At 40.7% G+C, this 15,501-nt stretch carries 19 protein-coding genes; 11 read left to right on the forward strand and 8 right to left on the reverse strand.

From position 1 onward, the window contains the following. Positions 1-17 precede the first annotated feature (17 nt). Positions 18-1,043 (forward strand): LacI family DNA-binding transcriptional regulator, encoded by a 1,026-nt coding sequence (locus FZC76_RS17455; RefSeq protein ID WP_148989452.1) that lies wholly within the window; start codon positions 18-20, stop codon positions 1,041-1,043. 432 nt (positions 1,044-1,475) lie between these two features. Here the strand turns inward: FZC76_RS17455 and FZC76_RS17460 are convergent, their stop codons facing one another. Then, the gene (locus FZC76_RS17460; RefSeq protein WP_148989453.1) at positions 1,476-2,339 is read right to left on the reverse strand and encodes an SDR family oxidoreductase; all 864 of its coding nucleotides are present in this window, start codon (positions 2,337-2,339) and stop codon (positions 1,476-1,478) included. A gap of 81 nt (positions 2,340-2,420) precedes the next feature. Between FZC76_RS17460 and FZC76_RS17465 the strand changes: the two genes are divergently transcribed. Continuing rightward, positions 2,421-2,921, forward strand: coding sequence for a GNAT family N-acetyltransferase (locus tag FZC76_RS17465; protein ID WP_148989454.1), 501 nt, complete (start codon positions 2,421-2,423; stop codon positions 2,919-2,921). Between the two features lie 61 nt (positions 2,922-2,982). On the opposite strand, the gene FZC76_RS17470 is transcribed toward FZC76_RS17465, so the two are convergent. Beyond that, positions 2,983-3,474, reverse strand: coding sequence for a YajQ family cyclic di-GMP-binding protein (locus FZC76_RS17470; protein ID WP_148989455.1), 492 nt, complete (start codon positions 3,472-3,474; stop codon positions 2,983-2,985). Positions 3,475-3,680: 206 nt separating this feature from the next. Here FZC76_RS17470 and FZC76_RS17475 point away from each other — a divergent pair, with 206 nt between their 5' ends. After that, positions 3,681-4,532 carry a CvfB family protein gene (locus FZC76_RS17475; RefSeq protein WP_262372714.1) on the forward strand — a complete coding sequence of 284 codons (852 nt, stop codon included), beginning with the start codon at positions 3,681-3,683 and terminating at the stop codon, positions 4,530-4,532. Positions 4,533-5,562: 1,030 nt separating this feature from the next. Here FZC76_RS17475 and FZC76_RS17480 read toward each other — a convergent pair. Further along, positions 5,563-5,694: a DUF3941 domain-containing protein gene (locus tag FZC76_RS17480; RefSeq protein ID WP_148989457.1), complete on the reverse strand. Its 132-nt coding sequence runs from the start codon at positions 5,692-5,694 to the stop codon at positions 5,563-5,565. A 64-nt stretch (positions 5,695-5,758) separates the two neighbouring features. Further along, positions 5,759-6,622, reverse strand: a complete 864-nt coding sequence (locus tag FZC76_RS17485; protein WP_148989458.1) for a DegV family protein — start codon at positions 6,620-6,622, stop codon at positions 5,759-5,761. 215 nt (positions 6,623-6,837) lie between these two features. Here FZC76_RS17485 and FZC76_RS17490 point away from each other — a divergent pair, with 215 nt between their 5' ends. Continuing rightward, a complete protein-coding gene (locus FZC76_RS17490; protein WP_148989459.1) occupies positions 6,838-7,683 on the forward strand; it encodes a YitT family protein in 846 nt (281 codons plus the stop codon). 195 nt (positions 7,684-7,878) lie between these two features. Here the strand turns inward: FZC76_RS17490 and FZC76_RS17495 are convergent, their stop codons facing one another. The 3 genes from FZC76_RS17495 to FZC76_RS17500 all read right to left on the reverse strand — a co-directional run bounded on the left by FZC76_RS17495 (position 7,879) and on the right by FZC76_RS17500 (position 9,168). Further along, the gene (locus FZC76_RS17495; protein ID WP_148989460.1) at positions 7,879-8,115 is read right to left on the reverse strand and encodes a DUF3813 domain-containing protein; all 237 of its coding nucleotides are present in this window, start codon (positions 8,113-8,115) and stop codon (positions 7,879-7,881) included. Between the two features lie 2 nt (positions 8,116-8,117). Then, positions 8,118-8,270: a hypothetical protein gene (locus tag FZC76_RS23205; protein WP_010192046.1), complete on the reverse strand. Its 153-nt coding sequence runs from the start codon at positions 8,268-8,270 to the stop codon at positions 8,118-8,120. Positions 8,271-8,361: 91 nt separating this feature from the next. Further along, positions 8,362-9,168: a Cof-type HAD-IIB family hydrolase gene (locus tag FZC76_RS17500; protein ID WP_148989461.1), complete on the reverse strand. Its 807-nt coding sequence runs from the start codon at positions 9,166-9,168 to the stop codon at positions 8,362-8,364. Positions 9,169-9,310: 142 nt separating this feature from the next. Between FZC76_RS17500 and FZC76_RS17505 the strand changes: the two genes are divergently transcribed. The 5 genes from FZC76_RS17505 to clpB all read left to right on the forward strand — a co-directional run bounded on the left by FZC76_RS17505 (position 9,311) and on the right by clpB (position 13,924). Further along, the gene (locus FZC76_RS17505) at positions 9,311-10,123 is read left to right on the forward strand and encodes an alpha/beta fold hydrolase (RefSeq protein ID WP_148989462.1); all 813 of its coding nucleotides are present in this window, start codon (positions 9,311-9,313) and stop codon (positions 10,121-10,123) included. Continuing rightward, complete coding sequence (locus tag FZC76_RS17510; protein WP_187442140.1) at positions 10,098-10,412, forward strand: metal-sulfur cluster assembly factor; 315 nt, start codon at positions 10,098-10,100, stop codon at positions 10,410-10,412. Before FZC76_RS17505 ends, FZC76_RS17510 begins: the two co-directional genes overlap by 26 nt. A gap of 33 nt (positions 10,413-10,445) precedes the next feature. Beyond that, positions 10,446-10,784 (forward strand): DsrE family protein, encoded by a 339-nt coding sequence (locus FZC76_RS17515; RefSeq protein ID WP_148989464.1) that lies wholly within the window; start codon positions 10,446-10,448, stop codon positions 10,782-10,784. A gap of 134 nt (positions 10,785-10,918) precedes the next feature. Continuing rightward, positions 10,919-11,098, forward strand: a complete 180-nt coding sequence (locus tag FZC76_RS17520) for a YjzC family protein (protein WP_010192036.1) — start codon at positions 10,919-10,921, stop codon at positions 11,096-11,098. A 231-nt stretch (positions 11,099-11,329) separates the two neighbouring features. After that, positions 11,330-13,924, forward strand: a complete 2,595-nt coding sequence (gene clpB / locus FZC76_RS17525) for an ATP-dependent chaperone ClpB (protein ID WP_148989465.1) — start codon at positions 11,330-11,332, stop codon at positions 13,922-13,924. 224 nt (positions 13,925-14,148) lie between these two features. On the opposite strand, the gene FZC76_RS17530 is transcribed toward clpB, so the two are convergent. Beyond that, positions 14,149-14,331, reverse strand: coding sequence for a YjzD family protein (locus FZC76_RS17530; RefSeq protein ID WP_060665204.1), 183 nt, complete (start codon positions 14,329-14,331; stop codon positions 14,149-14,151). Between the two features lie 114 nt (positions 14,332-14,445). Between FZC76_RS17530 and FZC76_RS23210 the strand changes: the two genes are divergently transcribed. Together FZC76_RS23210 and FZC76_RS17535 are read left to right on the forward strand one after the other, a co-directional pair. Then, positions 14,446-14,583, forward strand: a complete 138-nt coding sequence (locus FZC76_RS23210) for a hypothetical protein (RefSeq protein WP_187442131.1) — start codon at positions 14,446-14,448, stop codon at positions 14,581-14,583. Between the two features lie 143 nt (positions 14,584-14,726). Beyond that, on the forward strand, positions 14,727-15,467 hold the full coding sequence (locus FZC76_RS17535) for an alpha/beta hydrolase family protein (protein WP_148989466.1): 741 nt from the start codon (positions 14,727-14,729) through the stop codon (positions 15,465-15,467). Positions 15,468-15,501: the final 34 nt, after the last annotated feature.

Below are 15,501 nucleotides of genomic sequence, written 5' to 3' on the forward strand. Positions count from 1 at the left end.
GGGGGAGGGATAGGTGCATGGCAGTTACCATAAAAGATGTCGCAAAAATTGCCAATGTGGCACCTTCCACAGTTTCTCGCGTTATCGCGAACAATCCACGCATAAGTGAAAAAACAAAAAAACGCGTGAGAGAAGCAATGGAAGAGCTTGGATACCATCCAAACTTTATAGCCAGAAGCCTGGCTAATCAGTCCACTCAAGTAATCGGACTTGTGATGCCTGCATCGGCAGATAAAACATTTCAAAACCCATTTTTCCCGGAGGTGCTAAGGGGAATTAGCACTGCCGCTCATGAAAAACAATATGCCCTGCATATGTCAACAGGTGTAACAGGCAACGAGATTCTAGAAGGTGTTATGCAGATGGTTCAAGGACGTCGTGTTGATGGGATCATCCTTCTATATTCGGCAGTAGAAGATAAAATTATCAAGTATCTGCAAAAAGAGTGCTTCCCATTTGTCGTTATCGGTAAACCATTTGAACAGGTAGAAGAAATTACCCATGTGGATAATGACAATTACCGTGCCGCGAAAGAAGCGACACAGCACCTTATTAGTCTCGGACATGATAGAGTAGCATTCGTTGGAGGTAGTATTCAACTCGTGGTAACCATTGACCGCTTGTTAGGATATGAAAAAGCCATAAGGGACGCCGAAATTCCATACAAGGACGAATACATCATTCATGAAGAGTTCCTTAAAGAAGGGGGACAAGAAGCGATTTCCGAGCTCCTTTCCCTTGATGAGCCACCAACAGCGTTAGTTGTTTCCGACGATCTAATGTCCCTAGGTATCCTTAATACCTTGCATGACATGGGTATTTCCGTACCAGATCAAATGTCCATTGTAAGCTTTAATAATGTGTTGCTGGCGGAAGTGGCTAGGCCTCCATTGACTTCTGTTGACATCAACATTTTTCAACTGGGATTTCAGGCTGCGAAAACATTGATTCAAAAAGTGAAAGATCCTTCTGAGCCAACAAAGCGGATTATCATTCCGCATACTATGGTGAAGCGACAGACGTGTAAGGAAATGGTGAAGTGAAGTAAATTATTTAAATAGACTTATATTGAATTTGTGACGGAAGCCGGCCTCTGATGATGGGGTTGGCTTTTTTCATTAAAACTTGCTGTATCTTTGGTGATTTCTTGCATTTTTATTGGTGCTAAAAAGGGTTCGGCCAAATATATTAGTTGTTTGGACAATGAAAGACTAATAAATGGGTACCTTCGGCCAATTGTTTTCGGGGTTCGGTCAATTTTTACATATGGTTTGGACATTCTATTTTGGTTCGGTCAATTATCCAATAACTTCGGTCAACTTTTCAAAATCTTCGGTCAAAAACGGGGAATCTTCGGCCAACTTTCGAAAAACTTCGGACATTTACACAGTATGCACCCCTTCCCGCAGAAAAAACACCTCAAAAAGCGCTCTTTTATGATTCAAAGAGCGCCATGCATCATCCAAATTTACCCATTACCCGTTCACAATCTTACCGCCATTCACATGCAGCATCTGTCCGGTCATATACGAAGCATCATCACTTGCCAAAAACACATAGCTTGGTGCGACCTCTTCTGGCTGCCCGGGACGTTTCATTGGAGTATTTGCTCCAAAACTCGCAACCTTTCCGCTTGAAAACGTTGATGGAATCAGTGGTGTCCAAATCGGTCCTGGAGCTACTCCGTTTACTCGTATCCCTTTTCCAACCAATTGCAGAGCCAAAGAGCGAGTAAATGCCACTATGGCACCTTTAGTAGCCGAATAATCGACCAGCAGTTCATTCCCCGCGTAAGCTGTGACAGATGCAGTATTGATAATGCAACTTCCGCTTGCCAGAAAAGGGAGCGCAGCCTTAGTCAAATAGAAAAAGGAAAAAATATTCGTTCTAAATGTTTTCTCCAATTGAGCAGCTGTTATATCTTCAATGCTTTCCTGTGGATGCTGTTCTGCTGCATTGTTGACAAGTATGTCAATTTTATTAAAGTTAGCAATAGTCTCATCCACGATTTGCTTGCAAAATGTCTCTTCACCAATATCTCCTGCAATGAGGTGACATTTCCGACCTTCTGCTTCCACTTGCCTTTTTGTTTCCTTAGCATCCTCATGTTCATTTAAATAGACGACTACAACGTCGGCCCCTTCTTTTGCATAATAAATAGCGACAGCTCTGCCAATCCCACTGTCTCCACCAGTGATGATGGCCACCTTATCCTTTAACTTACCGCTGCCCTTATAAGTGGAGTCCTCTGACTTAGGTTTTGGTGTCATCTCGGACTCAATTCCTGGCTGCTTGTTTTGATGCTGTGGGGGAAGCGTTTGTTTCTGCTGATTTGTCATAATAAGCACCTCCAATAATCTTTCCTATTATGAGAAAAGCGCCTATAATTTATCCAATGAGATAAAAAGGGGAGAGACAAGATGATTATTAGAGAAGCAAGAATGGAAGATGCAGAGGGACTTTTAAAGCACGCTAAAAAAGTATATGGAGAAGGGCGTAACCTTTTAACAGCACCAGAGGAATTTAACGTCACCCTAGAGCAGGAAGTACAGTGGTTACAAGATAATAGGCAAAAAGAACACTTTACCCTGGTGGCAGAACAAGATTCGACTATCGTAGGGATGCTAAATGCCACAAAAGGATCAAGAAAAAGAGTAAAACATATCTGTATGTTTGGCATCAGCATTCAAGAAGAATACTGCAACAATGGATTAGGAAGTATGATGATACATAGACTGCTTGATTGGGCAAAAGAAGATAAAGATATAGAAAAAGTGTGTCTAGAAGTATTCGCCCACAACGAGCGTGCGATACATGTTTATGAAAAGCTTGGATTTAAAGTAGAAGGAAGAAAAGAGAGGCATGTGAAATTTGAGGACGGAACGTATTCGGATGAACTGATTATGGGACAATTTGTTTAAGGAAATAAAATTCCCCCCGTCATTTTGGAACGGGGGGATATATGTATGGTATGGTCACAACTTAACGATAGTTTACAAACTGCAGGTCAATATCCAAGTCAGCCTCACGAAGAGCAGCAATCACCTGTTGGAGATCATCACGATTTTTACCTGTAACGCGCACTTGGTCATCCTGGATTTGAGTTTTCACTTTCAAACCTGAGTTCTTGATGATTGTGTTAATTTTTTTCGTATTGTCCTTATCAATGCCTTGCACAAGCTTACCTCGTTGACGAACTGCTCCTTTAGAAGCATCTTCAATCTTGCCATATTGAATATTTTTCGTTGGAACATTTCGCTTGATCATTTTGCTGACCATTACATCTTTTAGTTGATCCAGTTTAAATTCACTGTCCGATAAAAGAACAATTTCTTCTTTTTCTAGTTTGATGTCACTGACAGAGCCTTTAAAGTCAAATCGATTCTGAATTTCTTTTAACGCAATATTAATAGCGTTTGTCACTTCTGCTAAATCTACTTTTGAAACAATATCAAAAGAGCTCTCTTTTGCCATGGAAATCCCTCCATCATAGGTTTTAAAAATTTTACCAAAAGGTAATGGTAAGAAAAATATCGCTTTCTGTTCCTAATTATAGTAGAATAAAGCGATTTGGACAACTTAATCAAAGTCATGTACACTTTTACATATCTAATCCAACTTTCGTATGCTAGGCGAATGTTGATAATAATAATGGGCAAAAAGGAAGGTATTAAGAAATGATGCAAACAGGAACGGTATTAGAATTGACGGTTGACAGGGAGACACCTATTGGATACATGCTTACAGATGGAGAAGAGACAATCCTTCTTCATAAAAATGAAGCAACAAGAGAATTAGGAGAAGACGAGACGGTAGAGGTTTTCCTATACTCAGACCAGAAAAGCCGAATAACAGCTACCATGACCATCCCAAAAGGCCTTAATGGGCATGAATGGATGGAAGTAGTGGAGGTTCTTCCAGGACTTGGCGCTTTCATTAACATCGGAATTGCAAAAGATGCCCTTATTCCGGCAGATGACCTACCGGTATATGAAGAAATATGGCCGCAAGTTGGAGCACATTTGCTTTGCCGTGTAAAAACGGACCGCCGTGGAAAACTGATCGGGAAACTTGCCACACAAGACGTGATGTTAGATAGATCAATTAAAGCTCCATCTGATATCCTTAATCAAAATATTCAAGGGACCATCTATCGACTATTAAAAGTGGGAAGCTATATCATTTCCAACGAAGGCTATATTGGGTTCATTCATAATTCAGAACGCAAGGAAGAACCAAAATTAGGACAAGTGGTTGAAGGAAGAGTCATTGATGTAAAAGATGACGGAACTATCAATGTGTCTCTGTTGCCTCGTAAACAAGAAGCAATGGATGAGGATGCCCAGGTTATCTTGGACTATTTGGAACTAAGGGGCGGAGCGATGCCGTATAGTGATAAAAGTGCTCCTGATGATATTAAAGAACAGTTCAATATCAGCAAAGCCGCATTTAAGCGTGCAATGGGCAAGCTCATGAAACAAGGGTTGATTCGTCAGTCTGAGGGCTGGACGTATAAAAAGGAAGAAGAATAAAAGTGTGTTCGGCTACGCCGGAAGTGCAGCTCATTAGATGACTAGTGGGCTGTTTTTGTTTGGCGTGAAGTGGCATTTAGAGTTGGTTGAAAAGTGTTGGCGTCTCTAGCGTCTCTAAACCCGACCAGTCGAAAATCACAAGCGATATGTCTAATAGAAGGGCTCTAAACGCCCGACCAGTGCAAAATCCCAAGCGAAATGTCTAATAGAGGTGCTCTAAACGCCCGAACAGTCGAAAATCCCAAGGGAATTGTCTAATAGAGGGGCTCTAAACGCCCGACCAGTGCAAAATCCCAAGCGAAATGTCTAATAGAGGGGCTCTAAACGCCCGACCAGTAGAAAATCCCAAGCGAAATGTCTAATAGAAGGGCTCTATACGCCCGAACAGTGCAAAATCCCAAGCGAAATGTCTAATAGAGGGGCTCTAAACGCTTGACCAGTGCACAATCTCAAGCAAAAGAGGGGCTCTATACGCCCGAACAGTCCACATCTCAAGCAAAAGAGGGGCTCTATACGCCCGAACAGTCCACATCTCAAGCAAAATGTCTAATAGAGGGGCTCTAAACGCCCGACCAGTAGAAAATCCCAAGCGAAATGTCTAATAGAAGGGCTCTATACGCCCGAACAGTGCAAAATCCCAAGCGAAATGTCTAATAGAAGGGCTCTATACGCCCGAACAGTAGAAAATCCCAAGCGAAATGTCTAATAGAAGGGCTCTATTCGCCCGAACAGTAGAAAATCCCAAGGGAATTGTCTAATAGAAGGGCTCTATACGCCCGAACAGTGCACAATCTCAAGCGAAATGTCTAATAGAGGGGCTCTAAACGCCCGACCAGTGCAAAATCCCAAGCAAAATGTCTAATAGAGGGGCTCTATACGCCCGACCAGTCGAAAATCCCAAGCAAAATGTCTAATAGATCCCCTCTATACGCCCGACCAACCCTCCATACCACCCTATAGTTCTCTAATAGAACCTCCCCAACACACAAAAAGAGCCGCCCCCATAAAAGAAGCGACTCTCCAATACATCCTACAAATGATCCGTCTTTTTAGAATACTGACGCTCACCTTTTTGTGCATTCTTCGCACGTTGCATATTCTTTTCGTGGAGCTTGGCGTTATTGTCTTTCGCTTTTTTATCGTTATCGCTTGTATGTGGCATAGAAAAACCTACCCCTTTCTCAAAAAGATAGGAATAGGTTGTCCTGCCTGCATGAAGTTATGTGTTACGCTTTTTTCCCATTGAGGAAGAATAAGGCGATGGTTCCTGGACCCGCATGGGCGCCTACTGCTGATCCGATTGAAGTAATCGTAAAGTCATCACAACCACAAGATTCTTTAATCATCTCTTTTAACGCTTCTGCAGTAGCAAGATCATCTCCGTGGCTGATTCCGATTCGTTGACCAGATGTGTTGAAACCGTTCCTATCCCGCATTACTTCCACCATACGGCGCAAGACTTTTTTACGGCCACGAATCTTTTCCAATGGTATCAACTTTCCGTCTTCCATGTGGAGTAAAGGCTTGATATTCAGGAGGCCTCCAACAAATGCGGATGCTTTACTGACGCGGCCGCCTCGTGCCAAATAATCCAAATTGTCCACGGTGAAAACATGTTCCATATGGTGAATATCATCATTCACAACTGACAAAAGTTCTTCTTTGGAAGCACCGCCACTAGCCATTTCAGCAGCTCTTTTTACAACAAGTCCATATCCCAATGAAGCACATTTCGAATCAATAATAGTCAAGTCGAGCTCAGGATACTCTTCCAATACTTCGTTTTGCATAAGTACTGCCGTTTGATATGTACCTGATAATTCTGAAGAAAATGCTACATAAATAGCTGTTTCACCATTCTTTGCTACCTTAGTAAATAAATCTTTCATAAAGACTGGGGATGCTTGGGAGGTTTTCACCACTTCGCCACTGCGCATTGCATCATACACTTGGGAAGAATTAATAGTGACCATGTCCTCATATTCAGTGTCTCCAAACAGTACTTTTAACGGAATAAGGTCTATCATTTCACTTTCAAAAAAATCTTTTGGTAAGTCGCTGGCACTATCTGCAATAATTCTTATTGTCATAAGGTCACCTTCTTTACTATACTTACAAGCATGGGTTAAGCTGTATTAGAAAAATTTTTATTACTTCCATACGAGGAATAATACTCCTTTTTTCAAGTTTACCCATTAATGAATGACTCTTCAAGAAAAGAAAATGGAGATTTTCGTTTCGGAAGGGTAAAAAGAGGCAAAATACATAAAATAAGGCAGCAGGCTGTTAGGAGGTTTTGGGCCATATGAATGTCCAGCAACATGTAAAAAAGGTGCTAATTGTACTAATCGGAGCTTTTCTAAATGCAATCGCAATGAACTTCTTCCTGATACCCGCGGATGTTTACGCAAGCGGATTTACTGGTGTATCACAGTTGATATTCCGTATCTCAGAAGATTTTCTTCCTTTCACTATTTCTACAGGTATTACGTTATTGCTCCTGAATATACCGGTTACAATTTTAGCGTGGAAGAAGGTAGGACGCTCTTTTACTATTTATAGTTTTCTAAGTGTTTTCCTCATGTCATTTTTTCTAGAGGTTGTACCGATTTACAGTTTTAATGACGATATTTTGCTTAATGCTGTTTTTGGTGGTGTCATCGCTGCGGTAGGTGTCGGTTTGACACTTAAGTGGGGGGCTTCCACAGGTGGTCTTGATATCATCGCCATGATTTTATCCCGAATGAAGGACAAACCTGTCGGAACTTACTTTTTTGCACTGAATGCAGTGATTATTGTTACGGCTGGTCTTGTATTTGGGTGGGAAAAAGCGTTATACACGCTTGTTACACTTTATGCTTCTACTCGTGTTATTGACGCAATACATACAAGACATGAGAAGTTGACAGCCATGATTGTGACGAAGAAGGGGCAGGCAGTAAAAGAAGCCATTCATGCGAAAATGGTGCGAGGAATTACGTCTGTTCCTGCACGAGGGGCATTTACTGGAGAGGATAAGGAAATGCTGATGATTGTTATTACTCGTTATGAGATGTATGATTTGGAGCGGATTTTGAAGGAAGCAGATCCTAATGCTTTCACTAATATCGTACAGACCGCTGGTATCTTCGGGTTCTTCCGGAAAGATTAAGTACCGTTAAACACCGCTGGTAATTTCCGCAAATGGCTTCGCTTTCCTAGGAGCCCTGCTGGAGCCGCCTCGGCTTAGCCTGTAGGGTCTCCACCTAGCGCTACTTCCCTCAGGAGTCTTCGCCGTTTGCTCCAATCACCAGCTCGAAAAAAAAACAGCGCACAAGCTCTCATCAGTCTTGTGCGCTGTTTTGTGTTACTTATCTTGTTGGCTGTTGAAAAGTTCTTCCTGCAATTCGCGAAGCTGTGCTTTTTCAGCTTCGTTTGAATTTGCATAAGCGGAGGATAATGCGTTTTTGGCAACACTCATCGAATTCGATTCGACTTCAGATGAATAATCATGTTTATGGTTATGCTCAGATGCAGAATCCTGCTTTCCCTTTACAACATTCATCACTGCTTCACGAGCGGATTGGAATAATTGGTTTCCCATTATTATATCCCTCCAAGAGAATTGCGCTCGGCCTGATGTGCTTTACGCTCTTCTGCTTGTTCCATCGTAAGGTGATAAGGGATTTGCTGGTCATGAAGCTGTACAGAATTTTTACCCTGCTGAACAAAACGTTTTGATTTGCTGCTTCTACCCATTATGAAAGCCCCCCTTTTCATATCGGACAATCACTTGTCCACTATCTAGTCTAAGTAAAAACGGTGCTTTCTATGAGGGCAAATATTGGTCTTAAAGCTGCAGTTTTTTCTCTAGGAAGACAGCAATCCCATCATCTTCATTACTTAAAGTGATTTCGTTAGCTTTTGCTTTCAGTCCATCAATAGCATTACCCATTGCTACCCCAGTGCCTGCATATTCAATCATTTCATAATCATTATCTTCATCGCCAAATGCAATAATGTTTTCTTTAGGTATATTGTAATGAGCAGCAACTCTTTGTAATCCGACTGCTTTGTTCATCCCAGTACGTACAAGCTCGATGACGTGCCATGGTGCAGCCCATCGTCTGTGATCAATGACCTCTGCATGAACTTCCGATAAATATTTTCTAATTTTAGGCACTTCATCTTCACTTGCATGAATGAGAATACATGTAGGGTCCTTTTTCAGCACTTTTCTCAGGTCACCCGTTTCTATTTTCGGATTGCCAAACCCGAAAATATCTAAAAGCTTTTCATCATGAAAGTGAAAATAAACGTCATCCATTACTTCTGCCAATATATTATGTATGTTATATTTCTCGCTTACTTCGACTATTTCTTTTACTGTATCAATGGAAAGTGGCTCATGATAAACTCCCCATTCATCGTTCCCAGGATAATGCACAAACGCACCGTTGAAGTTCACGATAGGTGAAGTTAGATTCATTTCCTCATAATACATGATGCTTGCTCTGTATGGACGTCCTGTTGCGATTACTACTTCGTGTCCTTGCTCCATCGCTTTTTGAAGGGCGGTTTTATTTCGTTTGGAAATTTTTTTGTCATCTGTCAATAATGTTCCGTCTAGGTCAACTGCAATTAGATGTTTTTCCACCGTATCAAACTCCTTTTTTGTACATAAAAAAATATTTCTGATTCAAGTGTAACCTTTTTCAAATTTGATTGTCTACATGTTAAACTAGACAAGAGTATATAAAATAGGAAAAATGCGGTAAATTTGGACAGGGGGAAGTAAGATGATCAATGTCGTCAAGCAGAAGACAGGTGCTGTTTCGTTTCTTCATGTGTGTGAGGCAGATTCCTTTTCAAATTCTAAGCCTACTGTTATCTTTGTACATGGGTTTCAAAGTGTGAAGGAAAATAATTTGCATTATGCCTACCTTTTAGCAGAAAAAGGATTTCGGGTGATACTTCCTGATTGCATCCATCATGGAGACAGAGACAGCGGTTTAAAGAGTCAAGAAATGATGCAGGCATTCTGGGAAATTGTCATCCAGACTGTTCATGAAATAGATATTCTTAAAAAACACCTTACAGAATCAAGATTATCAGATGAAGCTGAAATTGGGGTTGCCGGCACATCAATGGGTGGAATTGTAACATTCGGTGCCTTAAAAAAATACCCTTGGATCAAAGCAGCAGTCAGTTTAATGGGCTGCCCTAGTTATCAAGATTTTGCACGCTACAAAGTGGACAAATTCCTTGAAGCAGGTTTTGCTTTACCATTTACAGAAGAGCAATTAGAATCTTACTACGCGAAATTAACACCATATGACCTAGCAAGCGACCCATCATCCCTTAACGCGCGGCCTTTGTTATGTTGGCATGGAAAACGAGACCCAGAGGTTCCGATTGATCCGCTATTAACGTTTGTAAAAAACAATAAAGGTTATTATAAAAATAAGCCAAACAATATGAAGGTCATTGTGGATGAATATGCAGATCACAAAGTGAGCAGAGAAGGTGTGTTGGCAACAGTGGATTGGTTTGCTGAACATCTAACTCAAAATGTAAAGGAGCGATATCATGCAGGAAGCATTGAAAGATAAAGTAATGGAAATATTGGAGGAAGTAGAAGACCCGGAACTAGGTGTTGACATTGTTAATCTTGGACTGGTTTATGATGTGGACATAGATGCATCTAATAATGTGGATATAACGATGACATTGACATCGATCGGCTGCCCGCTTGCAGGGGAGATTGTGGAGGATGTGAAAAAGAAGCTGGCACCAGTGGAAGAAATTAATGAGGTGGACGTAAACATTACATTTAATCCGCCTTGGAGCAAAGGTCGTATGTCCCGTCTGGCCAAGATAGCATTGAACGTTACAGACTAGAAGATAAATTAGAATGCAAGGGGAGAAATGAGAATGAAAAACAAAGTGATACTTGTCAGTTCTAATCAGTTGGGAAAAGGCGATGAAGCTCTAGGAGAAGGTGTTTTAGAAACATTCTTTACGATTCTAAAGCAGCGTGAGGATAAGCCAGAGGCAATCTTTTTGATGAATACAGGGGTCTATACATTAACGGAAGATTCTCTGGTTTCTGTTCACTTAAAAGAAATACATGAAGCTGGAGTTCCGGTTTATGCTTGTAAAACTTGTGTTGACCATTATGAGGTGGAACAAAAGCTCATTAGCGGGGAGATCAGTGGCATGTCCCATTTTATCGACCTTGCTTCCAAGCATGAAGTTTTAACGATAGCTTAAAAATGGATGACATCCCCTTCTATGGTTTGAGTCATGAAACAGAACAACTTGGGTACGATAAAAAGGAGATAGTTTCATCTCATTTTTAGGGACAGTCTTAGAATTTTCATGATCTGACTATAGGAGGTAATCGTATGGGACAGAATCAACAATTCAGACCGGGTCAAAAAGCGCCGAATAACGGGATTTACCTTGAAATTGGGGAGACCGGAAGCGGAGTTAAAAATCCTCAAAAGGTCAACTTAAAAGCCGGGGACACTTTTCCCGAAACTTCCAATCATAATCGCCTATGGGCGAAAAAGCGCCGTCCGTAACTATTAAGTCATCCTCTTTATTGAGAGGGTGGCTTTTTTGGATATATTCTCTTCACTTACGTGGAAACTTTTACGAGGAACGTACGTAATTAAAGCAGGATTGTAACTTTTGAAGAGGTTATTGTAACTATTTTTGCTGGGATTGTAACTTTTAAAGAGAGTATAGTAACTATTTTCGTCTTTATTGTAACTTTTACAAAAAAAATTTTGATAAAAAGGATTGATGTTAATATGAGCCTTAATCAAATGACCACCAAGCTCCAGGAGGCCATTGTAATGGCCAAGAGTCTTGCAGAAAAGATGAATCATCAGCAAATTGAACATGAGCATCTTCTTCTTGCATTGCTTCAACAATATGAGGGGCTTACAGAAAGAGCCCTGCTAAAGCTGAAAGTAGACACTCAATCGCTCCAAACAAACCTTAATGACCTGCTTAAATCAAAACCTGAAGTAAGTGGTTCAACAAGCGACGCCTATATAAGCAATCAACTGAACCAAACATTCAAAAAAGCCGATGAATGGAAAACAGAATGGGAAGATGATTATCTTTCCATCGAACATATTCTTCTTGCTCTATTTCATCGGAACAGCACAACCCATCCATTGAAAATGTTAAGCAATACCTACAATCTCGATGAAGCACGCTTAGAACAAGCCATTCAAGAAATAAGGGGGAACCAACGAGTAACATCAAAAGAGCCAGAATCTACATATGAAGCGCTGAGAAAATACGGAAGAGATTTAATCGAAGAGGTAAAAAGCGGAAAGCTAGACCCTGTTATTGGCAGGGACCAGGAAATTCGGAGAGTTATCAGAATCCTCTCAAGAAAAACAAAAAATAACCCAGTCCTTATTGGAGAGCCTGGGGTAGGAAAAACCGCAATAGTCGAAGGTTTGGCTCAGCGTATCGTAAGAAAGGACGTTCCAGATGGCTTGAAGGATAAAACTATATTCTCCTTGGACCTTAGCTCGCTCGTAGCGGGTGCTAAATACAGAGGCGAATTTGAAGAGAGGTTGAAAGCTGTTCTTCAGGAGATTAAAAAGAGCGACGGACAGATTCTGCTTTTCATCGATGAACTGCATACGATAGTCGGAGCCGGTAAAACGGAAGGTTCTATGGATGCGGGAAATATGCTCAAACCGATGCTCGCAAGGGGTGAATTGCACTGTATAGGTGCAACCACATTAAATGAACATAGACAATATATTGAAAAAGACCCGGCATTAGAACGTCGCTTTCAACAGGTGCTTGTCCAAGAACCAACAGTCGAGGACACTATTTCCATCTTACGTGGACTCAAGGAACGTTTTGAAATCCATCATGGTGTTAACATACACGACCGGGCTATTGTTTCTGCGGCAGTTTTATCCAATCGATATATTTCTGAACGCTTTTTACCAGACAAGGCAATAGACCTTGTGGATGAAGCATGTGCCATGATCCGGACAGAAATAGATTCGATGCCATCTGAACTTGATGAAGTGACGAGAAGGGTCATGCAACTTGAAATCGAAGAGGCAGCACTAAAGAAAGAAAAGGATCAGGCAAGCATGGAGAGGCTCACCCAACTTCAACAGGAACTAGCCAACTTAAAAGAGAAGGCTTCTGCTATGAAAGCCCAATGGCAGCTGGAAAAGGATGATATTCAATTAGTAAGAGTCAAACGGGAAGAATTGGAAAAGTTAAAACGTGATTTGGAAACGGCAGAAAATAATTATGATTTGAACAAGGCTGCAGAACTTAGACACGGAAAGATACCTAGCTTAGAAAAAGAACTTATGCAACTTGAAGAGAAAGCCAGACAGAAGAAAGAATCGAACCAACTTTTAAGAGAAGAAGTAACAGAAGAAGAGATAGCTGGCATTGTGGCAAAATGGACAGGCATTCCTGTAACGAAGCTTGTGGAAGGAGAAAGAGAGAAGCTATTAAAATTGGAGGAAATCCTACATGAACGGGTTGTAGGTCAGGAAGAAGCGGTTCAACTTGTGTCTGAGGCTGTGATTCGTGCAAGAGCTGGAATCAAGGATCCAAATCGTCCAATCGGCTCATTTATTTTTCTTGGCCCTACAGGGGTTGGGAAGACGGAACTTGCCAAAGCTCTTGCGCAATCGCTATTTGATAGTGAGGAACAGATTATTCGCATTGATATGTCTGAGTATATGGAAAAACATGCGGTGTCAAGGTTGATCGGCGCACCTCCAGGATATGTTGGCTATGAAGAAGGAGGGCAATTGACCGAAGCAGTCAGAAGGAAACCTTATTCTGTCATACTCTTGGATGAAGTAGAGAAAGCTCACCCTGAAGTTTTCAATATCTTATTGCAAATGCTCGATGACGGAAGGATTACAGACTCACAAGGTAAAACCGTCGATTTTAAGAATACGGTTATTATCATGACCTCCAATATCGGCTCTCCTATTTTATTGGAACATGCAGGGGATGAGCTAACAGAGGATACGAAGGAAAAAGTTATTCAGCAATTAAGAAGCCATTTCAGACCGGAATTGTTAAATCGGATAGATGATACCGTCATCTTTTCTCCATTGTCCAAAAATGAAATTGGATTAATTGTAGAAAAGTTAATAAAGGATTTACAAAAGCGTCTGGAGGATAAACATTTGACATTAACCCTTTCAGATGAGGCGAAACGCTTTATTGCCGACAGTGCCTATGATCCCGTTTTTGGTGCACGACCGTTAAAAAGGTTTATCCAAAAACACATCGAAACCCTTATTGCAAAAGAGATAATTAAAGGAAGTATCCAAGATTTTCAAGAAATTATTATTGATGTAGAAGAAGGAAAACTCATCATCCGTGACAAATAATATTAATTAGATAAGTTTAGTGATCTGAGGTTTTCGAGCAGTTTATTAGAGCAAATAGCGAAGACTTAAGCGAGGGAGTAGCGACAATGTTGAGACCTTGTAGGGAACCGACGAGGCTCAAGGTCGCCCCGCGGAAAGCGAAGCCGTTTGCGGAAATTAACTGCGATACTTTTAGCCAACAAAAAAAGAACTTGTCTCTGGGAGCAAGTTCTTTTTTTACAAAATTAGTGCTTTTCTGCTGGTTCGTTTGGTAACGCTTCACCGATTAGCATAACTAATACAGAGAAAACGATTGCAATGATTGAAGCTAATACGTAGTTATATGTATCACCCTGCATGTTAGCTACAACATAAGAAACCATGTTTATAAGAAGAAGTGACCAGAAAATAGTCCAAAATGCGCGCATTGTGACTCCCCCTCCATTCATTATTTCAAAAGCTCATTCAGAGGATATTTTACCACAAACACGACATATAATAAATGTAAATATGTTTAACTTAGTCGAAAAAGGGGTTGTTAAATGGTGAATAGTCATGAAAAATTAATTGAATTGAAATTGTTATTAGATCAAGAGGGAAGTAATTTGACAGAGCTTGGTCAACGAACTTTGGAGAGTTTGAAAGAAGAGCTTCAATATGATGAAGTGGGAAGGGAGTAGGTTTTAACGCCTTCCTTTTTCTTATTTTATAAGTATTTTTGTGATGAATTATATGGAAAAGTGGCCTTTTGACTCTGTCATTACAGAACTTTTCTACATAGCATACGATATATGAGTTTGTGAAATGGGGGGAGATGAGTCAGATGAGCTTAAATCAACGCTTTTTTCAAATGGGCGGTCAATGGAATGCTGTACATGTGCCTGAAAAACCGAATGGTTTCGGCTGTCTAATCATTGGAGATACCAACCATTTCGTCGACGAACATAATAGCCTGTGGTTACAGCATATCGGGCGAAATAAAATTGTTGAAGAAATATTGAAATGTGGATATACATTGTTTTATTCCAACCTTTATGGGGCTCACTGGGGCAGCGCCCAATCTGTTCTAATGGCAAAACAACTTTATCATATCATCATGAAACAGGAAATCTTGAATGATAAAATTCATATCATAGCAGAAGGGATGGGTGCATTGACAGCCATGCAATTAATGGAAGAGTTAAAAGAAAAGATTCGTTCTGTTGCATTCATTAATCCTTGCATGGACATAAAAGCACAACTTGCACAAGAAAAGGACCGAAAGTTCTTTTATAAAAAAGTGAAAAATGAAATTGCTAAAGCATATAAAGTACCGGTTAAGGAACTAGAAGAATATCAGGACCTTCCAGACCTCTGTCAGTTTCAACAGTGTTTAATTCCAGTGAAGATATGGCAGACCACTACCAATTTTACGTTTGATCCAAATCTTCATTGTAAGAGATATGAGGAATTGCGGTCAAAGAATCAATCACCGGTCACAGTCACCTATCACCTGGTGGAAAAACGCTATTCATACGGTCCATCCATATGCCAGTTCTTTAAAAAATATGAACAAGAATTATAAAAAGTCCCTTTCCTCACTCTTGGAATTGGGACTA

The organism is Sutcliffiella horikoshii, assembly GCF_008180725.1.
GTDB classification, from domain to species: Bacteria; Bacillota; Bacilli; order Bacillales; family Bacillaceae_I; genus Sutcliffiella_A; species Sutcliffiella_A horikoshii_B.